We start from the raw sequence: 25,634 nt of genomic DNA, 5'->3' as shown, positions 1-25,634 counted from the left end.
CGGTCGAGATACCAGGAAATTCGAATCAGTTGGGCGGGGACGTCGGAATGGGACGCACGAAACGGGCGACGCGGGCAGCGATCGGACTGGGGCTGGTGACGCTGCTGGCGGTCGCCTGCGGGTCGGATGGAAGTAGCGCCGACACCTCGCCGTCACCGGCACCGGCAGCCGGGGGCGCGGTTGACCTGAGTGGAGTGACGCTCAATGTGATTGACCCCCTGCGCCTCTCGGAAGCGGAACTCGAACCGGCAGGCGTGGCGGACACTCCGTACAAGGTCAACTACATCACCGTGGCGAGTGCGGCCGAGACGTCGGCCGCGCTCGCCTCCGGCAAGGCCGACCTCGTCCTCGCCGGGGACGTGGGGTTCTCCGCCTTCGCCGCGGCCGACCTGCCGATCACGGTCATCCGAGCGGTCGAGATCCCGCGAGCCTGGTGCGGCATCGTCGTCCCCACCGACTCCCCGATCCGCACCGTCCGTGACCTGGTCGGCAAGAAGATCGCCAACCTCAAGAGCGCCGGCTCCGAGATCGTGGCGATCAACGCCTTCGAGAAGGAGGGGCTCAACTACTTCGACGACGCCGAGGTCGTGAACTTCGCCACCGTCGGCGACGTCGTGGCCGCCTACCGCAGCGGCCAGGTCGACGCCTGGGCCGGGTGCAGCGCGCCGGTGTACTCCTTCGTCAGCAGTGGCGCGGCACGCTTCGTCGTCGACGGCGAGTCCGGTCCGTGGCGCGGGAACAACCTCTGGGCCGGGTCGAACGCGGCGCTGGGTGACCCGGCCCGGGAGGCCGCCGTCGTCGACTTCATCCACCGGGCCGAGGCCGGTTACGAGTGGGGCCGGGACAACGTCGACCAGCTCGCCGAGGCCCAGTCCAAGCTGGTGGGAGCGCCCGCCCCGATTCTCAAGGCGCTCTACGCCGTCGGGGAGATCAAGGGCGTGCCCATCACCAAGGAGGTCATCAGCGGGCTCACGCAGACCTACGATCTCGAGGTGAAGCTCGGCAACATCAAGCCGACCAAGAAGGATTTCGCCACCTTCGTCACCGACCGGTACAACGCACGTATAGACAACGGCTGAGCCCGTCCGATGAGAATTGCCACAACCCTGCGCCGGGCCTGCGTACCGATTCTGCTGCTGGTGCTCTGGCAGGTACTGGCCAGCACCGACGTGATCGACGAACGGCTCTACTCCTCGCCGGAACGAATAGCTGACACCTTCGTCGAGCTGACTCGGGACGGGACACTGCAGGACAACATCGGAGTCTCGCTGCTGCGCGCGCTCACCGGGCTGGCTCTGGGCGGCGGCCTGGGGCTGCTGGTGGGCCTGGCGGCAGGGTTGTGGCGGCTCGCCGAGGAGACCGTCGACCTGACGATCCAGATCGTGCGCACCGTGCCCGTCTTCGCGTTGACCGGTCTTTTCATCGTCTGGTTCGGCATCGGTGAGACACCGCGGATCGTGCTCATCGCCAGCGCCTGCTTCTTTCCCATGTACCTCAACGTCTACAGCGGGGTACGGGGCGTCGACCGCAAACTGCTCGAGATGTCCGACTCGATGGAAGTGGGCTCCCTGACGGCGATGCGCCATGTACTGCTGCCGGGTGCCCTGCCGTCGGCGCTGGTGGGGCTGCGTTTCGCGCTCGCCTATTCCGTGCTGGCGCTGGTGATCGCCGAGACGATCAATTCCCGGAACGGCATCGGGTACCTGCTCAGCGGCGCCCAGCAGTACCTGCAGACCGACATCATCTTCACCTGCGTACTGCTCTACGGCGTGCTGGGTGTCGTGTCGGACGTCATCGTGCGCCTGCTCGAGCGGGTGCTCCTGGGCTGGCGCGCGGGGGTGGAGGCCCGATGACTCCGATGTCCAAACCCGCGTCGACAGCCGAACCCGCACCCACGGCCGCGCCCGCGGTGCGCGTCGCCGGGCTCCGGCGTTCCTACGGCTCCACTGTCGTTCTCGACAATCTCGACCTCACGGTCGCCGACGGCGAGTTCGTGTGCCTGCTCGGCCGCAGCGGGTGCGGGAAGACCACGCTGCTGCGCACGCTCGCCGGCCTGGACAAGGCCGACCGCGGCACCGTGGACGTCCCGGAGCGGGTGGCCGTGGTCTTTCAGGAGCCACGCCTGCTGCCGTGGAAGCGTGTCGGTTTCAACGTCCGCTACGGTCTGCCGCACAACCGCGAGTCCGTGGCCCGCGCGCAGGCGGCGCTGGCCGAGGTCGGGCTCGACAAACACGCCGACGCCTGGCCCAAGAGCCTCTCCGGTGGCCAGGCACAGCGGGTGGCGCTGGCGCGGGCGCTGGTACGCGAGCCACAGCTGCTCCTGCTCGACGAGCCCTTCGCCTCGCTCGACGCCCTCACCCGCATCACGATGCAGGGCCTGATCCGGGACCTGGCCGAGCGCCACGGCGCCGCCGCCGTCCTGGTGACGCACGACGTCGACGAGGCGATCCTGCTCGGGCACCGCGTCCTCGTGATGGAGGGCGGCGCGTTCACCCACGAGGTCGACACCTCGGAAGCCGGCAGGAGCCATCGCGGCAGCGCTCCCTACGAGGCGCTGCGCCGGGATCTGCTGAAACACCTCGGAGTGGAGGAACTATGACGGTTGAATCACCGCCCGCCGGGCCGACGGGCGCGGGGTCGCCGTCAGCGCGGGCCCAGCCAGGTCAGGCCCAGCCAGCGCAGGCACCGTCCACGGAGGATCGGCTGCGGGAGCTGCTCGACAAGCAGGACATCCGGGAGGCCGTCCTGCGTTATGCCCGCGGCATCGAGCGCCTCGACGCCGAGACCCTGGCGAGCGCCTTTCACGACGACGTCATCTATGAGCATCACATCGGGACCCCGTCCCCGCCTTACTCCAACGCGCGCGAACTGGCGGAGCTGATTGTCGAACTGGCCCGGAAATCACCACTGACGGCGAAGTTCCTCGCCGTACCCAGCACACTGATCGAGCTGGCGGGGAATGTCGCCTATGTCGAGTCGCACGCCCTCGCCCTCAACGTCTTCGCCACACCGGAGGGTGAGGTCACCCACTGGCGCGGCATTCGCTGGCTCGACCGCTTCGAGCGCCGTGACAGTTGGAAGATCGCCCACCGGGTGATCCTGCACAGCGGTTTCGAGCGGTACGAGCCGGCGGCCCCGTCTCCGGCCAGCGCCTCCTTCCATCCCGACAGCCAGAGTCGCAACCACCCGGACGACCTCGTCTACCACCTGCGTGAGCGGCTCACCCCCGGCGCGGTGTGGACATGAGCGGCCGCCGGATCGTCGTGATCGGCGCCGGGGTCGCCGGGCTCGGCGCGGCCCTCTTCCTCGCCGACGGCGGGCACGACGTCACCGTCGTCGAGCAGGACGTGATGCCCGAGATCGGCGACGGCGACGAGGCGTTCACCGCCTGGGAACGCCGCTCCGTCCCGCAGTGGCGTTTCGCGCACAGCTTCTCGGCGCGTTCCCGCGGCATCCTGGAGGCGCGCGCCCCCCAGGTGCTCACGCGGCTGAAGGCCGACGGCATCGAGACCTTCAACGCGCTGACGTCGTTCCTGCCCGCGCAGGCGCAGCGCCCCGAGGACGCCGCGTTCACCGCGGTTCTCTCACGTCGGCCGGCGTTCGAGCTCGCCCTGCGCCGCAGTGTCGAGGCGGACGCCCGCATCCGGCTGATCACGCCGACCCGTGCCGAGGGCCTGCTGCTGGCCGGCGAGGGCCGCCGGCGCGTCGAGGGCGTGCGGCTGGCCGGCGGCGCGACGCTGGCCGCCGACCTCGTCCTGGACTGCGGCGGCCGCCGGTCACCGGTCACCGGGTGGCTCGCGGCCGCCGGGATCGACGTGCCGGCAGACCGGCAGGCATGCGAGTTCACCTACTACTCCCGCTACCTGCGCGCGACCGGCGACGGCCCGGTCACCAGTGGCTTTCCCCGGGTCGACCTCGGCTACCTGATCTGCTGGACGTTCCCCGGTGACCACGGGACCTACGGTGTCGCGATCGGCGGCCCGCCCTGGGACAAGGAGTTCAAGGTCCTGCGGCACAACTGGGCCTGGGAGCGCCTCGCCGCCGCCGTGCCGGCCATCGCCGGCTGGACCGACCCCGTCACGGGCGGTATCCCGGTGCAGGACGTCCAGGTGATGGCCGGGCTCGCCAACCAGCGGCGGCACTTCGTGGTCGACGGTGTCCCGCTCACGGCGGGACTGCTCGTCCTGGGCGACGCCCTGTGCACGACGAACCCGTTCTTCGGCTGGGGCGCGTCCATCGCGCTGACCCACGCCGCCGCGGCCGCCGACGCCCTCGCCGGGCCCGGCGACGACATCCCGGCGCTGACGGCGGCCTACTACGACAGTGTGGAGGCCGAAGCGGCGTCGCTGTACCGCTCCGCCTCGACCATGGACCGGCTGCGGTCGTACCGGTGGCGCGGCGAGCCCGTGCCCACCGCCGACGTCGACGCGGCCGAGGAGGAGGACCTCATCACCCGCGGCCTGATCCCCGCGGCGACGAAGGATCCCGATCTGCTCCGTGCGCTCATGCGCAGAATGGCCCTGCTCGAACCGGTGGAGACCCTGTTCGACGACCCGGTGGTGCGGGCCAAGGCGGAGGCCGCACGAGCCCAGACCCAGGCGAGTGCCGCCCGGATGGGTCCGTCCCGCGAGGAGGCTCTGGCGCTGCTGGCGGAGCTTCCCTGACGGTCGGCGGGTGGCGAGGCGGCGGTCGGCGAGGCGGCGATAGCGCTCGAGCGCGACCCGCTCCCACAATCTGACGCTGTCGACATTCTGTCGCCGCAGGCGAAGGTGTTGCGTTCGCACGCCTAAAGGGCTTTTCATATCCACCCCGGAACAGCCCTTGACAAAACACCTTGGCCGCATTTCGCAAGCCGCGATCGGCGGCCTCCGCGAGGAGACACGAAAAGCCCTTTACTGTCTTCCACCGAAACCCCACCTCCGGCAGAAGACAAGAGAACCGCAGGTAGGCGACCTGGGGACGCCCTGAGGCCCCGCAGGAGGCGACGAAGCCCCGCGTCGGCGGACCATCGCCTCGCCACGCATACCACCAACACCCGGCGGCAGAGCCGCCCGGTCCGGGACACCATCCCGGACCGGCGGCCACGGATTCAACCGCCCGTCCGACGAACAGCGGGACCGCGGTCAGACACCGATGTCACCCGTGGGCCACGATTCGCGGTGAAGTGTTCGGCGGGCCACGCACCGGTGCGCGCGGGAATCAGCCGGCGGCGGGCCACCAGTCGTCCGACACGGACGTCGGGTAAGGGCCGTCCTCGGGCTGCGGGATCCGCTTGACCAGCCGGCGGTAGCGCAGCCGCCAGCCCTCCTGCGTGCACACCAGGATGTCGAGGCAGTCACCGGAGGTGACCGTCGCGTCCGGCCGCACGGCGAGGTAGCGACTGCGGGCACGCACCGACCNGTCGGGGTTCTCGAACAGGACGATGTCCTGGGTGTGGTGGTCAGGCCGCGGGTAGTCGGTGGGGAGCTGAGCGAGCTGCTGGCGGAACTCCTCCAGCGTGAGCACCTGGTCCCCGCTACCCAGCGTGATCACGAACTGCAGATCGGCCGTGAAGACCCTGCCGAACAGGTCGCCCCGCATGTTGTCGACGATGTGGTTCGCGAGCGCGATCGTCTGCCGGATGGCCTCGACGTCGGTGGATGAGAGTGCACGAGGGGCGAGCTGCATACGGAACAGGCTATCGCTTTGTCTTTTCGACGCCTTCCAGAACCAGCACCAGCAACCGTTCGGCGTACGCTCCTCCGCCCTGCACCTGTTCGGCCGCCCAGGCGACGGAGCACGACAGCAACAGCAGATCCTCCACCGAGACGTCATGCCGCAGGACGCCGGCCCGCTTCGCGCGGTAGACCAGCCGTCCGACGGACTCGTGCATCACCTCGCAGGGTGCCGCGACCCGCTCCTCCACCGCCATGATCGCGGCAGACTGGCCCGGCAGACCCCGGAACCTGCTCACCGCGGCGACCATCGCCGACAGCCAGGTGCGCAGGGCCTCACCGGGCTCCAGTTCCGGCTCCGCCAGCAGCTCGTCGGCACGCTCGGCGAGTGCGGTGAAACCCTCCGCGATGACGGCTGCCAGCAATGCCCGGCGGGTGGGAAAGTGCCGGTACAACGTGCCCACGCCGACCCCGGCGAGCTTGGCGATGTGCTCGGGTGACGCGTCGACCCCGTCGGCCTCGAAGGTCGCGGCCGCGACCTCGAGCAGCCGCCGCTCGTTGCGGGCCGCGTCGGAGCGGCGGGCCCGACTCGCCTCCGCAGAGCCCGGGACCGCTCCCGGAGAGATCGGCGCGGCGTCGCCCATCAGCGACCGCCCCCGGTTCTCGCACGGGCCGCATCGGCGGCCGGTCGGCCGGGTGGGCCAAGCCGCCGAACGGGCCGAACGACCTCAACGGGCCGAACCACCCCAACGGGCCGAACCCGAACGTCCCGAGCATCCCTGGCCGCCCTACCGGCGCCGGCATCTGCCACAGCGGCACGTCCCATAACATGAACAGGCTATCGGATCTGATCGGGCAGCACTCCCGCCCGTCCGCGCCGCGGCCGCTCCCCGGGGTCAGGGCCCGGCTGGGATCACGGGGCGCAGGCCCCCCCGTCCCGGGTGAACTCCCTGGGCGGGGCCTCGGCGGCGGCGACGACGGCCGGGCCGGCGAGGTGTTCGGGGAGGCCGGCCCGCTCACAGTTCCAGCGGACCCAGTCGGGCAACAGTGCCTTCGCAGCGACCGTGACGCTGGGCCCGTCGCCCAACACCTCCCGGAAGTAGCGGACCCGGTGTGGTGACGCGGAGTGCTCGGCCCCCGGCAGGCATCCGTCGAACCATTCGCCGGCCAGGGCCTCGACCGCCGCGGCCTCCGGGGGCCGGCCGTGCCGGTCGACCGACCAGGCGGTGAAGGCCGCGACCGTCGGAGCCGTGTCGCGGCCCCCGAAGAGCGACTTCCGGGCGGGCAGCGGCCTTCCCCGCTTCGCCAACGCGTCCTCCAGGTCGATGAGGCGGCGCATCACCCGGTACCAGTTGTCCAGCGCCGAGTCCGACGCACACTCGCCCAGGTAGACGTCGTCGTCCTCCACGTGGACGAGACACAGCAGCTCATCGGCACTCGTGACCGGCCGCGGCTGCGCACCGGCGGCGGACTCGCCGGCCAGGGAGCGCCAGGCGGCGGCAGCCTGGGACACCTCGTCGTAGCAGCCCGCGTTCACGACGACGATGGCACCGCAGGCGTCGACGTCGAAGAGGAAGACGGACGGATCCTGCGCCCGCGGGTAGGCGAAGCTCGCGATCACCGCCAGGCGGGTTCCGTACGCGTCGCGCATCAGCCAGACCTCGCCGGTCGCGGCGATGTCCGCCAGGTCATGCAGCCAGGCGGGCTGATCGGATTCTTTGGCCACATCACGCAGCAGCCCCCCGGCCGCGGCCAGTGCCCTGGAAGCGAGCGAGGGCACCGCGATCGAGGCGATGCCGAACAGCAGCCGCCACGGCGCCTCCCACTCCGCCCCGCCCCGGCCCAGCTCGCCGCGAATCCGCGCGGCCAGCCCGCCGATCAGTTCGACCAGCCACCAGTCGAACCACCCGGCGGCTTCCTCGTCCTCGCCCGCGGCCCGCCGCAGCTGCGCGCCGAGCAGCAGCGATGTCGCCTCCTCCAGGGCGCGCGGCCCGTCGGCTGCCAGGACGACATCCGCTTCCGCGAGGGTCTCGTCGATCGCCGGCAGAAACCAGTCCGGTATCTCCGCGGCCCGCGGCGGCGCCGGCCAGGGGGCACCACGCGCTGTCGCGCCGGCCCGGAGCTCGACCGCCCGCTGCGGCGACCCGGCGCCCGGCCGGCCGGGCGGTCGCTTCCGGTTGCTCTTCTTCGACTTACGTCCACGCGAAACTGGCGACACGCCGTTGATCGTAATGGGTGCGGAAGCCACACACCTCACTCGTCACGAAGAGACCCGGCAGGACCACGCCAGCAGATCATTCAAAGGTCAGATGCGCCGACCCCACGAAGGCCGTCCAGAGCGGCCAGAAACGCGTCATGCCTTCCTCGGCACCTGGAGGAACACCTGGCCGAGATACTCCCTGGTCTGCTCGGTCAGGTAGCCTCGAGCGTCCTCCCCCAGTGGTTCAAGCGCGTGCTCGCGAACCTCCACATGCCTCGCGGGCGCCGGGCAGACGAACACGGCGAAGATTCGCAGAGCACGAAGAAGGTCCTCGTTTGTCAGGACGTTCAGGGGCGGCGCGGCCTGTCTGAGAACCTCGATGAAGGTGGACCACACCTTGTCGACAAGAAATTCGATGACCCGCTCGACGGCCTGTTGACGCCCACTCTGCATCGACGACCGCATCATCAGGTACACAATGGCCGATCGCGCTCCGTTCTCGACCCTTCCCAGCACCCCGGCAGCCACCTCCGTCACCCGAACAATGCCGACTATCAGATCGCACCAGCCATGATTCGCCAGATCCATTCGGACCCGGTCTGGATCAAGACCGGCTTCCCGGGACATCTCGTCAAGCTCGTCCCTGACCGTCAGCCAGACANCCCGGGCCAACAGATTCGCCAACATCTCGATCTGATCGATATCCGGCCCAGAACCCTCCAGAGCAACAGCTTCGACGGCTCGGCCGGTTCCGCCGCCGCGAGAGCTCGCGGCAACACCTTCGGCGATGTCGACGACGCAGATCTTCGCCACCCTGTTCCGATTTTCGATCACGTCCTTGAGGATCCGGCCCCCAGATTCCCAGACCAGCTTGCGGCTGAGTTCGTCCCGCCGCCCCCGGCGCACTGCCGGGTCGCGTGACATGTCGACAAAACCACGCACGTTGTGCATGGATCCACCGCAGAACTTACATTCACATTCTGGCCGCCCTGCATCTTCACAGCGTGCGCTGTGACCGCGGATCATGCTCACGGATTCACCTCATAAACTCCAGGCCGGGATGAGGATCCAGACACGACGAGCCTCGCGCGAACCGGTATTCTGAAACCCAGCCGGTGGCGGGCGGCACTCTTTCCTCGCAGGCCACGGGAAAGGACCGAGCCAGCGTTCGCCGCCCATACGAACCACCGATGGACCGGCGGCCCAGCGACGACAGGTTCCCGGGCAGCTTCAAGCTCTTCGGCGGTGATCAGCCCTCCACCGACAGCACGCCTGGCGCCAACCGAACTCCAGGCCAACGGTACGCCGTCAGTCGACTCCGATGCAGGGATTCACGGAAATGCTGGTACACCGTTCCCACGCCACCGCCGCGGACCACCGGGGCGCATAACAGCGCGGATACTTGCTACCAGACAAGGAAATGAACTCCGCGGCGATGTCGGCCTGGCGGCGGCTGGAGATTGTTCACGCCGGTCGCGCGGCCTGCGCCGTGCGTATTCGGCAGCAGTAGCCGGACACGCTCCAGCACTTCCCGATCTTGTTCTGGCGACCTCCGGCAGATCGACCTGCACGGAGAGAGTCGGCATCCGGCCACGCTTACCGCATCGTGAAGGGGGCAGACGGGGGCGGGGCTGAAGCGCCTCGACACGACGTGATCGTTGCTCGGAACCGGGTGGCCGCGGCGTTGCCCGACTACACCTTGGGCGAACAGCTGGGGGCGGGAGCGTTCGAGCTGGTCCTGGCCGGGGAGCACCCGCACCTGGCCCGCCCGGTGGCCATCAGGGTGGTGATCGCAGAGGCCCCCGAGGGGCTGACGGTGGACTTCGCCACCGAAGCCCGCGTCCTGGCCGTCGTCACCCGATAGGAGAATGCACAGCTCATGCGCGTGTTCGTAGTCGGTGCCACCGGTGCCGCCGGCAGACCATTGGTGCACGCCCTGCTGGATCAGGGTCACGAAGTCACGGCGATGGCCCCCGGCCGGCGGCTGGATCTGCTGCCCTCAGGTGTCCGTACCATCCGGGCGGGTCTACTCGATCCGCATCTCGACGGCGAGCTCCCCCGACAGCTGTCCGGTCATGACGCCGTGATCAATCTGGCCACCGCGGTGCCGGCCGATGACGACGATCCCAACGGATGGGACCTCGACTCAAGTCTCCGCCAGACCGGCACGCCCCGGCTTGCCCGGCTGATCGCCCAGGCCGGGATTCCACTGACGGTGCAGCTCAGTATCACCATGATCTACCCCGTGCGCGGCGAGCAGTGGATCGACGAGTCGGTCCCGGTCGACTCCGACCCCGAACGGGCCGCGTTGGTCCAGCCGACCGCGACGATGGAGAACTCCATCGCCGCGCTGCCCGGGGCGTGGACCATCCTGCGTGCCGCGCGTTTCGTGGGTCCCGGAACCGTTCAGGACCGGCAGCGGGAACTACTGAAGGCAGGCAGACTCCCGATTCCCGGCGACGGGCTGACATTCGCGTCACATGTGCACGTCGCCGACGTCGCCGACGCCGTGTTGGCCGTGCTCGACCGACAGCCGGCCGGAGAGACGTTCAATCTCGCCGCCGAGCCGGTGCGGTACGGGGACTACCTGACCAGACTGGCGGAGATCGACGACGCTCCCCAGCCGGCGCCGGCCGCGGATGTCGAGCCCGACCTCGACGACCAGCGGATCGACAGCGCCAAGGCCCGCCGGCTGCTGGGCTGGGTGGCACGGCGAGGGAACTGGCCTCAGGCGGAACCGGCCGGAGCCTGAGACAACCGGCCGCGGGGAACCGGGCCTGACCGTCCCGCCTCGGCCGCGTGAACCAGTCTCCCGGCAGAGCCCGGCCGGATCGTGAACGGACTTCGTCCTCGTCCACGCTCCGGCCGGTTGCGGCCCTGGCCCGGGTCGGACGAACCGAGGTGATTCGTGTACGTACCTGACACCGCGTTCTTTCTGCCCGCCGAGCACCCGGCGTCCGACGGCGACGGCGCGGCAGTGCTGCGAGCCATGCCGACCTGCCACGGGTCCTGGTCGACGCAGCAGCAACACGGCGGTGTCACCAGCGCGGTCCTGACCTGGGTTCTGGAACGCGCAGCCAGATCGGCCGGTCTCACCGACGGCCATCTGGCCCGAATCGCCGTCGAGTTCCTCAGGCCGGCTCCGGTCGGAGAGATCCGGCTTCGCGCCAGTGTGGTCCGCCCCGGCCGACGGGTCGCCCTGCTGAGAGCCGAGATGGGGGACGGGGCCCAGACCTTCTCGACCGCACAGGCATGGTGGCGACGACGCGCCTCCGGTGTCGTGCCCGGCTCCGCCCGCGACGACGTCGAACCGCTGGTCGCCCCTGGAGAGGTTCCTGCTGCCGGGCCGGACAGCGACCTGGCGAGGCTCCTGCTCCGCGGCTACATGGCAGCCGTCGACTGGCGCCCCGTCACAGGACACCTCGACAGACCAGGACCATGCACCGTCTGGGCGCGTCCTCGGATCCAGTTGATCGCGGGCGAGCCCATCAGCCCCACACAGCTCGCGATGCTTGTCACCGACGCGGGGAGCGCGGTGAGCGCGGTACTCGACTTCCGCAGTCGCCTGTTCTCGAACATCGATCTCGTCGTCAGCCTGCTTCGTGAGCCCGCGGGGGAGTGGATCAGCATGCGAGCGGAGACCATGATCGACGATGCTGGCGGTGGCACGACCACAACGGTTCTGGGTGACGAGAAGGGGCCCTTCGGGGCTTCTCTGCATACACTCTTCGTAGCGCCTCATGACTCCCCCACGGCCTGACCGGCTGACCGGCTGACCGGCTGACCGCCTTCCCCGCTCACCTAGGCGGACCTCACCTGCACTGCCGTGTTGAGCCGTGATCACGAGGGGTGCAGCTGGAAGATCGTGCGGCGGATGTCGTCGATGGTGTGGTCGATGGCGTCGATGGCGCTGGTGAGCCTGGCCGCGGCGATGTCGCCGACGGCCCGGGTCAGCGACTGCAGATGAAGGCCGACGGCGAACAGCCGTTGGATGACCTGGTCGTGCAGGTCACGGGCGATGCGGTCGCGGTCCTGGAAGACGGCGAGGCGGGCCCGGTCCCGTTGGGTCCGGGTGAGCTCGACGGCCAGCGCGGCGTCGTTGGCGAACGCCTCGATCAGCGCGGCCTCGTGGAGCGGCAGACGGCTGGCCGCCGTGTGGTTTCCCAGGATGAGCACGGCCGATGGCTGCGACGACGTTCGGAAGGGGACGATCAGCGCCGTTGCGATGGACCGGCCGGGAGCCGGATTTGTGCCGCTCGCCCGCAGGTCAAGGTGGTTCAGGACGATGGGGCCGCCGGCCGCGACCGCGCCCGTCACCCAGTCCCGGCCCCGGGCCGGCGTTCGTCCGAGCAGCGAGTCCGCGGTGATCGGCTGGCCGGGGGCGGTGTCGGCGGTGGAGATCACCAGGCGACCGTGTTCGTCGGGCACGGCCACCGCGCCGACGTCTGTTTCGGCCATGGCGCGCGCGGCGCCGGCGACCAGGTCGAGGGCGTCCCGCGGCTCGGTGGTCGCGAGGACCCGGGTGGTGGTGTTCGTGCTGGCGGCCAGCCAGGACCTACCGCGCTCCGCCCGCCGGTAGAGACCGCGCAGTTCCTGATCGGTGCGGTCCCGCTCGAACGCGGCGGCGAGCAGGTCGGCGACCGCCTGCACGAACTGGACCTCGTCGTCGGTGAAACGACGCGGAACGGCGGTGCGGGCGGTGAGGATCCCGAACGGGGACGACATGCCGCCGACGCGCGCGGCGAGCACGGTGACCTCGTCCGACGAACCTGGCGGGGATATCCCGCCGCCCATCCGCGGATCGCCGATGTCCGGGGGGTCCCCGCCGACCGGCGGGTCCCCGCCGACCGGCGGGTCGAGGCGCAGCAACTCACAGTCGGCCGCACCGAGGGTGGAGACGACCGTCCTGGTCGCCTCCCGCACCAGGGCTTCGACATCCGAGCCGAAGGCGGCCCGGTGGCCGAGCCTGGCCAGGGCCGCCTGCCGGCGCTCGGCCCGGCGCAGATCGGTGATGTCCGCGAGGACGAGCGCGGTCATCTCCGTTCCGTCCGCCAGGTACGGGATCACCGACACCCGCAGCGACCGGCCGGGGCCGTCCGCGGCGGTGGGGACGGCGATGTCGATGTCGCCTACCTGCGCGTGGTTCGTTCGCCTGGCGACCGAGACCATTCCCCACTCACCGCCCAGGGCGCGTTGCCGCGGTGCGGTCGGCGTCAGCAGGTCCACGAGCTGGGCGAGGGGGTCACCGACCCGCTGCGGCGCCCCCACCAGCCGGTCGACGACCGGTGAGCCACGCCGAAGGCACAGGTCGGCGTCGTACACGACCACCCCCGTCGCCAGCCCATCGGTCGGGGCCTGCGCGGAGACGAGTTCGAGCAGGGCGGCGTGCTCACCGATCGTCTCCGAACCGCGGCGGGAGTCGGTGACGTCCAGGATCGTGCCGGTGTTGCCGATGACCTCGCCGGTCACGTCCCGGATCACGTTCGCCCTGATCTGCACGCGACGGTAGCTGCCGTCGCGGGTGCGGTAGCGGGTCTCGTGATGGCAGTGGTCGGCGCCGCCGGCCACCACCCCCATGAACAGCGTGACCGTGTGTTCAAGTTCGTCGGGATGGACGTAGTCCAGGAAGCGGAGGCCGATACTGGGACCGATCTCAAAGCCGGTCAGTCTCGTCCACGCCTTGTTCAGATAGGTCCAGCGGCCTTCCGCGTCGGTGCGGAACACGACCTCGCTCAGGGTGTCCAGCAGGTCGGCGGTTTGTTCGTCACCGCTGTGCCGGCCCGGGCGGTCCCGGGTTCCGGGATCTCGGGCATCTCCGGGCGCTGATGTCATCGACGGCCCCCCATCCATCACGACAGTGTGGCCCGCATGGCGTCGGACATCCGCGGAGTTGGACGTGTTCAACCNCATTCAGGCGCGCGCAGCGCAGTATTCGTCACGATCCGGCCGCAGCGGAAGGATGCCGGGACGGACATAAAGGGTGCGCAGCGTCGTCGCGGTGGTCGCGGCAGCCGTCTCGATCTCGTTCGCGATTCTCTCCCTGGCCGCGGCCGTCGGTGCGTTCACCAGACGTTCCGCGTTGCGCCAGGCGGCCTCGCGCCAGGTCACCAGGACCTGCATGAGAACTGTGTACGACAGGCCCAGCGGTGTCGCGATGTTGTCGACCGACGGATCGAGGCGACCGGCCGCCTCCCGCAGCACCGGGTCGACCACCCGGTTGAGCATGACGTTGACCTGGTCGTGGTCGGGCTTGCGGCTCACTCCGCCGGGTGAGACCAGCCCCAGCGAGGCGAGCACGAACGGGAGGTCGCGGTTGACGTGGGCGTTCATACCCAGCAACAGGTTGCCGGCGCCGGCGAGCTGGCGCCGGCCGGCGGAGTCGAACGCGATCTCCCAGGCGCGGGGCACCGCGGCACGCTGCCCGGCCCGCCAGGCGTCGTAGGCGCGGAAGTAGTAGGCGGCGAACACCGCGTCCTCGGTGTTGACATACGCGACGTCGTCGAAGAATCCGGGGGCTGACGCGACTCGCCGATACTCCTCAGTCGTGCGTAGGTAGGTGAGGGCGAACACCGCGTTGTGGTCGCAGCTCACCACCAGGCTGCCGTAGTGGGCCTCCATCATGGCGATGGTGGCATCGACGCAGGACGGCTCGCCGCCCGCGCACTCCTGCGCGTCGGCCGGAGTGTAGGCCGTGGAAAGCGGCGGAAGCAGGCCCGTCCAGCCGATGAACAGCGGTTCACCTGCTCTCGCGGGTGCCCCGGGCCCAATCGCCAGTGCCCCCGCCAGCGCAATGGCAAGCATCGCCGACATCCAGGAATGCAGCCTTGAGGGGAAGGATAAAGTGATCACAGCACGCGATCATAGGGCATTCCCCGACGGGACGTAAGCAAGCCCCAGGCATACCCGGAAAAACAATGCGACGTATCCGAACTAATAGTAATCGAAATACCTGGCGGTGGCGGTGACGCGGTGGCGCTGGGTCGGGGGTGCCGGGGTGGGGGGTGCCGGGGTGGGGTACCGGAGCGGGGCTGTCCGCGCCACCGGGGAGGGTCCGTGGCACGCCCGCCGCCGGAAGGACCGCTGCCACAGGAAGGCGCCTTTCACCCGGAATGCGCCTGCCGCCGGCGGTGGCCGGTCTCGACGACCTCAGGGGCAGTCTGGATGACATCAGTGTCTGACAGCGGGATCGAGCCGATCCGTGGAACGAACCCACCGCCCCCCTGAGCCTCGGACGGGACGCTTCCGGCCCCGAGCAGAGGCAGTTCCCGGCGACGGACCCGCTCGTCCGTCCGCCACAGCCGGCCGGCACTGAGCGATGGTGGGCAGCCAGGCACTGGCCAGGTGCCGGCCAACACCGTGACCAGCGCTTTCAGCGGTATCCAGAGCCGCCCACCGGCCGCCGGCCGGTCGGGAACCCCGCATCCGGCGACGCCGCAAGACTCTCGGCAACAGCGCTAAAGAGCTTTCTGTGGCCTCCCGGAAAACCAGCCCGTCGAGGCTTGCAAAATTCGCACGAATGCCTACGTCAAGATCTCCTACCCGGAGGACACGAAAAGCTCTTTAGTACTCCGAACAAGGCACCCGCGCCCGCCCGGAAAACCGGCCAGCACCGTCAGAACTCACATATGGTGACCCGATGGACACCACGGCAGCCCTTTACCCGGTTCAGTCGGCGGCGGCGACGAGAATCGCGATCTCGGATTGACCCGTGGGGTGCAGCAGGTGGGCCGTCGCGGGGCCCGCGGCCAGATCGAGGGTCGGGCGGCCGAAAGCACCCACGCCCCGGCAGTCCCACACGGACCCGAGCGCCGGATGATCCGCGCGTAGCAGCGCGCCGATCTCGGCGATCCTCTGATCACCGGCGTGCAGGTCGGCGGCCATGCGGAACTGCCGCGCGACCGGCTGGACCAGCGCGGCCGCCTCCGGCATGCCGGCCAGCTGCCACAGGACGTGCCGGCGCGCCGGTTCGTAGCCGGTCGGGTCACCCCAGGCCCGCGCCCAGGCTCCGTTGGTGGCGACGACGTCCAGGCGGTGGTCGAGCAGCGCGGCGGGGCTGGCGGGCCAGCTGTCGAGCAGGGAGCCGAGCGCGCCGAGACGATCAGCGGGCGGGGCGGTCGCCGGTGGTTCCGGTGCGGCGAGGCGACGCAGGTGCCGCCGGCCCACCGCGTCGAGCCGCAGCACCCTGCCGACCGCGTCGAGGACGTGCGGCGACGCCGCCACCCGGCCCTGTTCCAGCGCGGTGTACCAGGTCAGGCTGACGCCGGCCAGGGAGGCGAGCTCCTCACGGCGCAACCCCCGGGTACGTCTCCGTCCCCCGCCGGGCAGGCCGACACTGGCCGGTGCGACCAGCCCTCGGTACGCGCGCAGGCAGGCCCCCAGCTCGCGGCGCCTCGCCCGCGCGGACGGCGCGGCACCCGCGGCACCCGCGGCCTCCCAGGCTGTCACTTCCACTGACACCATCCGCAGGCTCCTGGCCGGCACGGCACCCGCCGACCATTCTGGACTTCATGATCCGTGTTGGTGTCAACCTCGCGGCCGGTCTGGGCACTCCCGGTTCCGGCAATCTTGTGGACGATCTTGTCTCGACGGCCCGGACGGTGGCCGCGGCGGGCGTGCCCACCGCGTGGCTGCCGCAGGGCCAGGGATATGACGCCATCGGCACGCTGACCGCGGTGGCCCGGGAGGTGCCCGGCATCGAGCTGGGCACGTCCGTCGTGATCGTCCAGCCCCGGCATCCCCGGGTGCTGGCCGCGCAGGCGCTGACGGCGCAGGCCGCGGCACACGGGCGGTTCACCCTCGGGCTCGGCGTCAGCCATCCCGGGCTGCTGGAGCTCTATGGGCAGCCGTTCCAGCGGCCGGTCACCGCGCTGCGCACCCACCTCGACACCCTGCTGCCGATCCTGGGCGGACACCGGGTGCCCGGCGCCACCGGGTGGGGGTCCGACCCCGCGGACAGCACCGTCCCCGGCGCCACGCCCCGCGTTCCGGTGCTGCTCGGCGCCCTCGGCCCGGTGATGCTGCGACTGGCCGGCGAACGCACCGACGGCACGATCACCTTCCTGGCCGGGCCGCGTGCCATCGGCGGGCACGTGGTGCCGCTGGTCAGCGCGGCGGCCCGGGAGGCCGGCCGGCCGGTGCCCCGCGTCGTCGTCGGACTGCCGGTGGCCGTGACATCAGCACCGGACCGTGTGCGCGCCGAGATCAGCGCCGCGTACGAGCGGTTCGCCGAGCTGCCGAGCTACCGGGCGAGCCTCGACCGCGACGGTTTCCGCGAACCGGGAGCGATCGCCGTGGTCGGCGACGAGGATGCCGTCCTCGACCAACTGGCCTCCTATGCGTCCCTCGGCGCCACCGACGTGCTGGTCAGCCTGGCCGGCACGGCCGTGGAGAACGCCCGGACCCTGCGCCTGCTGGGCGCTCTCCACGGCACCGCCACACCAGCCAGCACCGCCCCACCAGCCAGCACCGCCCCACCGGCCAGCACCGCCCCACCAGCACCACTCAGACCGGAGCGGGCACCCGAGCCGCGCCGGCCCGCAGCGCGGGGATGAGTTCCTCACCCCACGCGACGACGTCCTCGTAGGGGTCGAAGCCGCGGATGAGGAAGGTGTCGACGCCGATCTCGTGGTAGCGCAACAGCGCGTCCGCCACCTGCCGGGCGGTGCCCACGTGGCCCGAGGAGTTGCCTCCCGGGCCGGTCAGCGCCGTCACGCCGAACCAGAGGCGCTCGTCGTACACCTGCTGGCGGGCCGCGACCTCCTGCATGCGGGCGGAGGCGACCGAGTTCGACGTCGTCCACAGGTGGGTGCTCGCCCCGACCGCCGCCGCCGCTTCGATGCGCCGGCGGGTCTCGGCCGCGATGGCCTCGGCCCGGGCCCAGGCGGCGTCCTCGGTGTCGGCGATCACCGGCCTGGTGGAGAGGCTGAAGCGCAGCGTGCGGCCGTGCTTCGCCGCCTCGGCGCGCAGCAGGGCTATCCGCTCGGCGGTCTCCTCCAGCGGCTCGCCGAAGAGCATGTAGACGTCCGCGTGCCGGGTGCCGACGGCGACGGCGGCGGCGGACTGCCCGCCGAAGAACAGCGGGATCCCGGCCGCGGTGGCCGGCCGGACCGAGCTGCGGGCGCCTTCGAACCGGTAGAACCGGCCCTCGTGGTCGAACGGCTCCTCGGCGGTGAGGGTGCGCCGCAGCACCTGCATGAACTCGGCGGTCCGGTCGTAGCGGGTGTCGTGGTCCGCGAAGTCGCCGTCGCGGCGCTGGTCGGCGTCGTTGCCGCCGGAGATGTGGTGGATGGCCACCCGGCCGCCGCCGCTGAGCTGGTCGAGGGTGGCCAGTTTGCGCGCGACGAGGGTGGGCGTGACGAAGCCGGGCCGGTGGGCGATGAGCACGCCGAGGCGCTCGGTGTGCGCCAGGACGTGACCGGCGACGGCGAACCCGTCCGGGGCGGTCGCGCCGTAACCGATGAGGACGCGGTCGAAGCCGGCCTCGTCGTGCGCCCGGGCGAACCGGGTGAGGTAGGCGGTGTCTACCGCCGGGCCGTCGTCATACGACCCGCGGGTCTCGGAGGCTTCCTTCGTCCCGACCATGCCGAGAATCTCGATGGACATGTCTGTGTCAGCTCCCTGCGGTGACGGTGACGGNGTCACGGTCGGCGGTCCGCCCGCGGACGAGGTTGACGAGATTGCCGTAGTCACGGGCGTCGGCGACCGGGTCGAACCCGCGGATGAGCAACGTGGAGACACCGACGTTCACGTAGTCGACGAGCGCCTCGGCGACCTGCTCATAGCTGCCGACCAGGGCGGTGGAGTTGCCGACCGCTCCGGTGACCTTGGCGATCGCGGTCCACAGCCGCTTGTCGTGGACGTCGCCGGTGTCGGCGTACTTCAGCAGGCGCTGGCTGCCGACCTGCTCGGAACCCCTGAGGAACTTCTGGATGTCCGCCGCGCGGGCGCGGGTGAGCTCCAGGATGTCGGCGGCGCGGTCCCAGGCGGCCTGCTCGGTGTCGGCGGGGATGGGCCGCAGGCTGACGCTGAAGCGCGGGTCGCGGCCGTGCGGCGCGGCGGCGGCACGCACCTGCTCGATGCGCTCGACGATGCCGGCGAGCGGCTCGCCCCAGAAGGCGTACACGTCGGCGTGCTTGCCGCCGACGCGCACCGCGTCCTCGGACGCCCCGCCGAAGTAGATCGGGATGCGGCCGGCGGGCGGGCGCACCGCCGACCAGGCGCCGCGGATCTGGTAGAACTCGCCCTCGTAGTCGAAGGGCGTCGCCGACTCCCACTCCCGGCGCAGGATGTCGAGGAACTCGTCGGTGCGCCGGTAGCGGGTCACCTTGTCGGCGAGGTCACCGTCGCGGGCCTGGTCGGCGTCGTCGCCGCCGGTGATGACGTGCAGGGCGATCCGCCCGGGGTTGAAGGCGTCGATGGTCGCGTACTTGCGGGCGGCGATGGTCGGCGCGACGAAGCCGGGCCGGTGCGCGAGCAGGACACCGAGCTTCTTCGAGCGGGCGAGGATCTGGTCGGCGACGACGAAGCCGTCCGGCATGAAGGAGGCGTGGGCGACCAGCACCCGGTCGAAGCCGGCTTCCTCGTGCGCCCGGACGAACTGGTCGAGGTAGTCGGGGTCGACGGCGGGGCCGGTCGAACCCTGCGCCTCGCTGCCGGCTGACGTCGACACCATGCCGATGAACTCAACGGACATTGTTCTTCACTCCTTTGGAAGACGTGCCGGCGGCAGACGTACCGGCGGGAACCGTGCCGGCGGTGGACGCAGACGGCGTGGGCACCTCCGCCGACGTGGGCAGTGATGACCGCCAGGTCTCGGTGTGGTGGCAGGCGACGCTCCAGCCGGGCAGGGCGGGCGCCGGAGCGGGCTGGTGGTCGCAGTCCTCGGTGGCGAACGGGCACCGGTGCGCGAACACGCAGGCGTCCGCGGGGCGCCGGGCAGCCGGTGCGTCGGCGGGCCGGCGGAGCTGCGCCGGCGAGAGGCTGTGCTCGTCGCGGACGCTCGGCGCGGAGGCGATCAGCAGCGCCGTGTAGGGGTGACGGGGCCGGCCGAACACCTCGGCGATCGGGCCGTCCTCGACAACCCGCCCGCGGTAGAGGACGACGACCCGGTCGGCGATGCCGGCGAGCGAGCTGAGGTCATGCGAGATGATGATCATCCCCAGCCGCGCACGCCCACCGGCGCCGCCGGAATCGGCGGAATCGGCGGAATCGGCGGAATCGGCGGCGGGGCGGCGCAGCGCGTCCAGCAGCCGGAGGATGAGGTTGCGGTTCGATCCGTCGAGGGCGCTGACGGGCTCGTCGCAGATGAGCAGGCGCGGGTTGTCGACGATCGCGCGGGCGATGGACGCCCGCTGCCGCTGCCCGCCGGAGATCGCGCCGGGCAGCCGGTCCGCGATGGCGGGGTCCAGGCCGACGCGGCGCAGGGCGTCGGCGACCGCCGCCCGCTGCTCCTCCCGGGTGCCCCGACCGGCGACCGTCAGGCCCTCGGCGACACTGCGGCCGATGGTCAGATCGGGATCGAGCGCCCGCAGCGGGTCCTGGAAGACGAAGCGGATGGCCCCACCGCGCCGGAAGTCGCGGCGGGCCCGGCGGCGCAGCTGGCGGATGTCGCCGCCGGCCAGCTCGATGGTGCCGGCGTCGGACGGGGTGAGGCCGGCGATCGCGCGGGCGAGCGTGGTCTTGCCGGAGCCGGTCTCGCCGATGACGCCGACGATCTCGCCGGGGCGGACGGTCAGCGAGACGTCCCGCAGGACGGCGGTGCGCCGGCCGGGCCCGCTGCGGGCGCGGAAGGAGACGGTCAGGCCCCGGACGGACAGCAGGGGCTCCACACCGGGCCCGGGCGGGCCGGCCACGCCCGGGCTGGCCACGCCCGGGCTGGCGGCCTCCCCGCCACCGGTCGGTCCGGCCGGCGGCGTGGCAGCGGGTGCGGGACGGTCCTGGAGGTCGGCGACGTTCACGCGGGTACTCCTGATCGCTCGTGGTCCCGGCGGGCAGCCGGCTCGATCTCGTCGATCCGGACGCACCGCGCCGCCCGCTCGATCCCGGGCCCGCCCGGCACCACAACACCCGGCACCACGGCACCCGGCACCACGGCACCCGGCACCACGGCGCGCAGCTCCACGGGGGCCACCCGGCAGGCGTCGGTGACGAAGGCGCAGCGGTCCGCGAAGCGGCAGCCGGTGATCGCGGCCCCGGCGGGTGGCGCGGCCCCGTCGATGACCTCCAGCTCCCGGCGCCGCCAGTCACCGACGGAGGCGACCCGCAGCAGCGCAGCGGTGTAGGGGTGCCGCGGGTTGGCGAGGACCTCCGCCGTCGGTCCGGTCTCGACGACCTCCCCGGCGTAGAACACCAGGATCCGGTCGCAGAGCTGGGCGATCACGGCGAGGTCGTGGGAGACGGCGAGGATCGCCAGGCCCCGTTCGGCGCGCAGCCTGTCCAGCGCCTCCAGCACCTCGGCCTGAACGGTGACGTCCAGCGCGGTGGTGGCCTCGTCGGCGACGAGCAGATCCGGCTCGCCCGCGACGGCGATGGCGAGCACGACCCGCTGCAGCATGCCGCCGGACAGCTCGTGCGGGTACTGGTGGTACACCAGCTCCGGCTGCTGCAGGCCGAGGGTCGTGAGCAGCGCGAGGGCGGCCTGCCGGGCGTCGCGGCGGTTGTGCCCGAGCTTGACCCGGAACTGCTCGGCGAGCTGGCGGCCGACGGTGTGGGACGGATTGAGATAGGAGCCCGGGTCCTGGAAGACGGCGCCGATGCGGGTGCCGCGCAGGCCGTCCCACCGCCGCCGGGGCAGGTCCACCAGCGAGGTCCCGTCGAAGTCGATCTCGCCGGCGGTGACGGTGCAACCAGGCGCGAGGACGCCGAGCGCGGCCCGGCAGGTGAGGGTCTTGCCACTGCCGGACTCGCCGACGAACCCGACGGCCTCGCCGCGCCGGATGGTGAAGGAGACCCCCTGGACCGCCCGGGCCCCGGCACGCGCCGGGGCACCGGCACCGGCACCGGCACCGCGGCGCGGCCGGCGCCGGCGCCGCCGGGCCGGTCCGCCGCCGACCGAGATGTGCAGGTCGTCGACCCGCAGCAGGTGCTCAGACATCGCTCGCCTCCCGTGCGGGCTGGGACGTAAGCGCCGTCGCGGTCACAAGATCGTCCGCGGTCGCGGTCGCGGTCGCGGTGGTGGCGGTGGCGGTGGCGGCGGGCGCGGGCTCCGGCACGAGTGCCTCCCCGCCCGTGGCCAGGCCGGTGGTGTCGCGGACGGCGTCCGCGAGCGCGTTGAGCGCCGCCACCGTCAGAATGATCATCAGGGAGGGCGTGAGCGGCGCCCAGGGCCGCTGGGCCAGGTAGTTCAGGTCGGACGAGAGCATGCCGCCCCAGGTCGGCGCGGGCGGCTTCGTCCCGATACCGAGGAACGACAACGAGGAGACCACCAGCAACGACGCGGCGGCACTGTTCGCCGCCGTGACGGCGATGGTGGGCAGCACCTTGTTCCAGATGTGCGTGCGCAGGATCCACCATCGGGACGCCCCGACCAGCTCGGCGATCTCGACGTACTGGGAGGAGGCGAGACCGAGCGCCGCCGCCCGGGTGATGCGGAAGAATCCCGGGGCGAGCAGCAGGCCGATGGCCAGCATCGCCTGGTGGAGGCCGTTGCCGATGATCCCGGTGACCGCGATCGCGAAGATGATGTAGGGCAGGGTGAGCAGCGCGTCGCTGACCCGCAGGGCGAACCACTCGAAGGCCCGCCCGAACACGACGGAGGCAAGCCCCGTCGTGGCCCCGAGCAGCAGTCCGACGGCGACCGCCTCGACCGCGCCGAGCACGGAGCGGCCGGTGCCGTCCATCAGCCGGCTCAGCACGTCGCGGCCCAGGTAGTCGGTGCCGAGCCAGTGGGTCGTGCCCGGGTCCTGGAGGATCCCCGTCGGGTTCTGGGCGATCGGGTCGTGCGGCGCGAGCGTGCCGCCGGCCACCGCGAGCACCGCCACCACCCCGAGGACTCCCAGCGCCAGCCGCACCGAGGCCAGCCGGAGCATCCGGCGCGGCACGCTCATGACCGCCGCTCCGCGGCCGGGCGCAGGCGGACCAGCGCCACGTTGACGAGCAGGTTGCTGACCAGGACCAGCGCGAGCGAGCTCAACAGGACGCCCTGGATGACCGGGATGTCGCCGCGGTCGGCGGCCTGCAGCGCGAGGTGGCCGAGACCGGGCAGGTTGAACACCGCCTCGGCGACCACCGCGCCGCCGATCAGGCGCGGGACATACAGGCCGAGGACGGTCAGCGCCGGCCCGACCGCGTTGCGCAACGCGTGCCCGAAGACCACCCGGCGGGCCGACAGCCCGCGGACGGTGGCCCCGACCACGTAGTTCTCCCGCAGCGCGCCGACGAGGGACGTCCGCAGCTGGCGGGTGATCTCGGCGGTGAGTTCCAGGCTGAGCGCGAGCCCGGGCAGGATGATGAACCGCAGCCACTGCCCCGGGTCCTCGCTGAGCGGGACGTAGCCGCCGGAGGGCAGCACCGGCAGCGTCACCGAGAACAGCACGATCAGCCCGATCCCGAGGACGAACGGCGGGATCGTGGACGCCGCGGCGCACATGGCGGTGACGGCCCGGTCGAGCCGCCCGCCGTTGTTCAGCGCCGCCGCGATCCCGGCCGTGCCGCCGACGAACACGGCCACCAGCGCGGCCACCAGGGTGATCGACAGGTCGACGGGCAGGGCGCGGGCGACGCTCTCCCGCACCGGCAGGGTCGTGAAGTACGAGTACCCGAGGTCCCCGGTGAGGGCGTTGCCGAGCCAGCTCACGTACTGCACGAGGAACGGCCGGTCGAGCCCGAACTGGTGGTTCATCCGCTCGATGTCGGCCGGGGTGGCGAGGTCACCGAGGACGGCCGCGGCCGGGTTGGTGTCGGTGAGGGCGCTCAGCCCGTAGGTGACGAAGGTCGCCAGCAGCGCCACCGGCACGCCGACGGCGAGCAGTTGCCCCAGGCCGCGCACCAGCCCGCCCGGTCGCGGCAGCCGCGCCGCGCCGACTCGCGGCCGCCCCTTGGCGGTGATCACGTCGAGCGTCGCCACGGTCAGCTGCCCCCCGTGACGGTGACGCCCTCGAACCGCTGCGCCATCAGGTAGCTGCCGAGCTCCGAGACGTTCGGGCGCCGGACGAGGATGCGCGGGTTGCTGAAGAGGAAGACGTTGGGCATCGTCTCGACGGCGATCTTCGTCGCCGCCTGCACGACGGACGGGTAGCTCGGGTCCTCCAGCGGCGTCGCGGTGATCTTCGCGACGGCCTCCTTCAGCGCCGGCGGGGTGGTGCGTCCCGGGTTCATCAGGCCCTGCTCACCGAAGAGCACCTGGAACGCCTGGACGGGGCTCTCCCGCCCGGCGAACTGGTCGGTGAAGAACGGCCGGGCCCGCTGGATGTAGACGAGCTGGGTGGCCTGCGCCTGCGGGATCGTCTCCAGCTTCACCCGGATCCCGGCCTTGCCGAGCTGCGCCTGCACCTGCTCGGGCAGCCCCTCGGCCTGCGCGGTGGTGAGGGTCAGATCGATGCCGTCCGGGTGCCCGGCCTCGGCGAGCAGCTTCTTCGCCCGGGCGAGATCGAAGGGGTAGGCGTTCTCCAGCTCGTCGCTGTGCCCGGCGTGGCCCTTGGGGAACGGCTGGAAGTTGACGTCACCGACACCGAAGTTCACGGTGTCCACCAGGGCCTTCCGGTCGATCGCGTGCTTGATCGCGCGAACCACCCTGGGGTCGTCGAACGGTGCCACCGTGCCGTTGACGTCGAGCACGCTGATGACCAGCGAGGGGATGATCTGCACCTCGAACCCGGCGGCCTTGACCGCCTCGATCTGCGAGGCGGGGATCATCGCGACGTCGAGGCGGCCCGACTGCAGCGCCGCGACGGCGGTGGCGGCCTCCGGCGGCATGTACAGCTCGAACGTGTCCGGGTGGATGTTCGCGGCGTCCCAGTAGCCGGCGAACCGGGTCAGTTTCGCGCTGTCGTTCGGCACGTACGAGGTGAGCTGGAACGGCCCGGCACCGACCGGCCTGGTGGCCAGGCCCTTCTCGTCGGTGTCGATGGCCTTCGGGCTCACGATCATCCCGGTCTTGCCGGCGAGGATCGCGGGAAGCTGGTAGTCGACGCTCTTCAGGTCGATGCGGACGGTCGCCGCGTCGACCGCCACGACCTCCTGGATGGTGGTCAGCTGCGCCGCCACCAGCGAGTTCTCGGCGTCCCGGCCACGCTCGAGGCTCTTCTTGACGGCGGCGGCGTCCAGCGGGGTCCCGTCACTGAAAGTGAGCCCGGAGCGCAGGTGGAAGGTGACGGACGTGCCGTCGGCGTCGTACTCCCAGGAGCTGGCCAGCGCCGGCACCGGGTTGGCCTTCTCGTCCAGCTTGGTCAGGCCCGCGTAGACCAGCGAGAGCGCGTGGACGTCCCACCCGGCCGACGAGGTGACCGGGTCCCAGGAGGTGACCAGCGCCCAGCCCCAGCGCAGCGTCCCACCGGCGCCGCCGCTGCCGCCACCGCTGCCCGAGCTGGTACCCCCGCAGGCGGCCAGCAGGATCGAGCCGCCGGCCAGCGCCCCCAGCCGCAGGAATCCGCGCCGCCCCAGCACCGGGCCCGAGGGCTCGGCTGATTCGACGACTGTCGTGTTGGTCGGGCTCGGGGTACTCACGGTTGGTCCTCTCGGGAAAGGCGTGCTGGGGCCCGGTGCCTCGGCGGACCGAGGAGAACCGGGTGAACTGGTTCGGCGGGCGCCGGCCGCGGAGCACGGTCGGGTGATAGCGAGGCCGG

General features: G+C 71.4%; 22 protein-coding genes and 1 pseudogene. 9 read left to right on the top strand and 14 right to left on the bottom strand.

Going from position 1 to position 25,634, the window contains the following annotated elements; translation table 11 throughout:
• The first annotated feature begins 47 nt into the window (after positions 1–47).
• Genes UG55_RS17140 through UG55_RS46000 form a run of 5 tightly spaced genes read left to right on the top strand, consistent with a single transcriptional unit; the run spans position 48 to position 4,664 of the window.
• Positions 48–1,079: an ABC transporter substrate-binding protein gene (locus UG55_RS17140; RefSeq protein WP_066069965.1), complete on the top strand. Its 1,032-nt coding sequence runs from the start codon at positions 48–50 to the stop codon at positions 1,077–1,079.
• A 9-nt stretch (positions 1,080–1,088) separates the two neighbouring features.
• Entirely contained in the window at positions 1,089–1,853 is a 765-nt protein-coding gene (locus UG55_RS17135) for an ABC transporter permease (RefSeq protein ID WP_066069963.1), read from the top strand.
• A 5-nt stretch (positions 1,854–1,858) separates the two neighbouring features.
• On the top strand, positions 1,859–2,599 hold the full coding sequence (locus tag UG55_RS17130; protein ID WP_396230937.1) for an ABC transporter ATP-binding protein: 741 nt from the start codon (positions 1,859–1,861) through the stop codon (positions 2,597–2,599).
• The gene (locus UG55_RS17125) at positions 2,596–3,246 is read left to right on the top strand and encodes a nuclear transport factor 2 family protein (RefSeq protein ID WP_066069958.1); all 651 of its coding nucleotides are present in this window, start codon (positions 2,596–2,598) and stop codon (positions 3,244–3,246) included. The genes UG55_RS17130 and UG55_RS17125 overlap by 4 nt, the downstream gene beginning before the upstream one ends.
• A complete protein-coding gene (locus UG55_RS46000) occupies positions 3,243–4,664 on the top strand; it encodes an NAD(P)/FAD-dependent oxidoreductase (RefSeq protein ID WP_066069956.1) in 1,422 nt (473 codons plus the stop codon). The genes UG55_RS17125 and UG55_RS46000 overlap by 4 nt, the downstream gene beginning before the upstream one ends.
• A 535-nt stretch (positions 4,665–5,199) precedes the next feature.
• Here UG55_RS46000 and UG55_RS47410 read toward each other — a convergent pair.
• From UG55_RS47410 to UG55_RS17105, 4 genes and pseudogenes are all read right to left on the bottom strand, one after another.
• Positions 5,200–5,399: pseudogene (locus UG55_RS47410) on the bottom strand (hypothetical protein); the annotation flags it as partial.
• Between the two features lies 1 nt (position 5,400).
• Positions 5,401–5,667 (bottom strand): nuclear transport factor 2 family protein (locus tag UG55_RS30105; RefSeq protein WP_206779382.1); only part of this gene is annotated, 267 nt, incomplete at its 3' end.
• A gap of 10 nt (positions 5,668–5,677) precedes the next feature.
• Positions 5,678–6,298: a TetR/AcrR family transcriptional regulator gene (locus UG55_RS17110; protein WP_083986911.1), complete on the bottom strand. Its 621-nt coding sequence runs from the start codon at positions 6,296–6,298 to the stop codon at positions 5,678–5,680.
• A 269-nt stretch (positions 6,299–6,567) separates the two neighbouring features.
• Positions 6,568–7,872 carry a hypothetical protein gene (locus UG55_RS17105; RefSeq protein ID WP_066069950.1) on the bottom strand — a complete coding sequence of 435 codons (1,305 nt, stop codon included), beginning with the start codon at positions 7,870–7,872 and terminating at the stop codon, positions 6,568–6,570.
• A gap of 1,633 nt (positions 7,873–9,505) precedes the next feature.
• Between UG55_RS17105 and UG55_RS17095 the strand changes: the two genes are divergently transcribed.
• The 3 genes from UG55_RS17095 to UG55_RS17085 all read left to right on the top strand — a co-directional run bounded on the left by UG55_RS17095 (position 9,506) and on the right by UG55_RS17085 (position 11,614).
• Entirely contained in the window at positions 9,506–9,718 is a 213-nt protein-coding gene (locus UG55_RS17095; protein ID WP_128423036.1) for a hypothetical protein, read from the top strand.
• 15 nt (positions 9,719–9,733) lie between these two features.
• Positions 9,734–10,606 (top strand): NAD(P)-dependent oxidoreductase, encoded by an 873-nt coding sequence (locus UG55_RS17090; protein WP_066069940.1) that lies wholly within the window; start codon positions 9,734–9,736, stop codon positions 10,604–10,606.
• 156 nt (positions 10,607–10,762) lie between these two features.
• Positions 10,763–11,614 (top strand): thioesterase family protein, encoded by an 852-nt coding sequence (locus UG55_RS17085; protein WP_083986910.1) that lies wholly within the window; start codon positions 10,763–10,765, stop codon positions 11,612–11,614.
• 80 nt (positions 11,615–11,694) lie between these two features.
• Here the strand turns inward: UG55_RS17085 and UG55_RS17080 are convergent, their stop codons facing one another.
• The 3 genes from UG55_RS17080 to UG55_RS17070 all read right to left on the bottom strand — a co-directional run bounded on the left by UG55_RS17080 (position 11,695) and on the right by UG55_RS17070 (position 16,314).
• On the bottom strand, positions 11,695–13,686 hold the full coding sequence (locus tag UG55_RS17080; protein WP_066069938.1) for a PAS domain S-box protein: 1,992 nt from the start codon (positions 13,684–13,686) through the stop codon (positions 11,695–11,697).
• A gap of 78 nt (positions 13,687–13,764) precedes the next feature.
• Positions 13,765–14,703 carry a DUF5995 family protein gene (locus UG55_RS17075; RefSeq protein WP_242424662.1) on the bottom strand — a complete coding sequence of 313 codons (939 nt, stop codon included), beginning with the start codon at positions 14,701–14,703 and terminating at the stop codon, positions 13,765–13,767.
• A gap of 816 nt (positions 14,704–15,519) precedes the next feature.
• Entirely contained in the window at positions 15,520–16,314 is a 795-nt protein-coding gene (locus UG55_RS17070) for a helix-turn-helix domain-containing protein (RefSeq protein ID WP_083986908.1), read from the bottom strand.
• 47 nt (positions 16,315–16,361) lie between these two features.
• Here UG55_RS17070 and UG55_RS17065 point away from each other — a divergent pair, with 47 nt between their 5' ends.
• Positions 16,362–17,405: a TIGR03564 family F420-dependent LLM class oxidoreductase gene (locus UG55_RS17065; protein ID WP_083986907.1), complete on the top strand. Its 1,044-nt coding sequence runs from the start codon at positions 16,362–16,364 to the stop codon at positions 17,403–17,405.
• Here the strand turns inward: UG55_RS17065 and UG55_RS17060 are convergent.
• The 7 genes from UG55_RS17060 to UG55_RS17030 form a co-directional block, all read right to left on the bottom strand.
• The gene (locus UG55_RS17060) at positions 17,356–18,456 is read right to left on the bottom strand and encodes an LLM class flavin-dependent oxidoreductase (RefSeq protein WP_066069991.1); all 1,101 of its coding nucleotides are present in this window, start codon (positions 18,454–18,456) and stop codon (positions 17,356–17,358) included. The genes UG55_RS17065 and UG55_RS17060 overlap by 50 nt on opposite strands.
• A 34-nt stretch (positions 18,457–18,490) precedes the next feature.
• Positions 18,491–19,546, bottom strand: a 1,056-nt coding sequence (locus tag UG55_RS17055) for an LLM class flavin-dependent oxidoreductase (protein WP_242424661.1), incomplete at its 3' end; no start/stop codon positions are given.
• The gene (locus tag UG55_RS17050) at positions 19,536–20,810 is read right to left on the bottom strand and encodes an ABC transporter ATP-binding protein (protein ID WP_242424660.1); all 1,275 of its coding nucleotides are present in this window, start codon (positions 20,808–20,810) and stop codon (positions 19,536–19,538) included. The genes UG55_RS17055 and UG55_RS17050, both read right to left, overlap by 11 nt.
• Positions 20,807–21,946 carry an ABC transporter ATP-binding protein gene (locus UG55_RS17045; protein ID WP_066069924.1) on the bottom strand — a complete coding sequence of 380 codons (1,140 nt, stop codon included), beginning with the start codon at positions 21,944–21,946 and terminating at the stop codon, positions 20,807–20,809. Before UG55_RS17045 ends, UG55_RS17050 begins: the two co-directional genes overlap by 4 nt.
• Complete coding sequence (locus tag UG55_RS17040) at positions 21,939–22,898, bottom strand: ABC transporter permease (protein ID WP_066069921.1); 960 nt, start codon at positions 22,896–22,898, stop codon at positions 21,939–21,941. Before UG55_RS17040 ends, UG55_RS17045 begins: the two co-directional genes overlap by 8 nt.
• On the bottom strand, positions 22,895–23,917 hold the full coding sequence (locus UG55_RS17035) for an ABC transporter permease (RefSeq protein ID WP_066069917.1): 1,023 nt from the start codon (positions 23,915–23,917) through the stop codon (positions 22,895–22,897). The genes UG55_RS17040 and UG55_RS17035 overlap by 4 nt, the downstream gene beginning before the upstream one ends.
• A gap of 2 nt (positions 23,918–23,919) precedes the next feature.
• Positions 23,920–25,515 (bottom strand): ABC transporter substrate-binding protein, encoded by a 1,596-nt coding sequence (locus tag UG55_RS17030; protein WP_083986906.1) that lies wholly within the window; start codon positions 25,513–25,515, stop codon positions 23,920–23,922.
• Positions 25,516–25,634: the final 119 nt, after the last annotated feature.

Source organism: Frankia sp. EI5c (assembly GCF_001636565.1).
Taxonomy (GTDB): domain Bacteria; phylum Actinomycetota; class Actinomycetes; order Frankiales; family Frankiaceae; genus Parafrankia.
The sequence above is the reverse complement of the archived record's forward strand: the minus strand, read 5'-3'. Positions and strand labels throughout refer to the sequence as shown.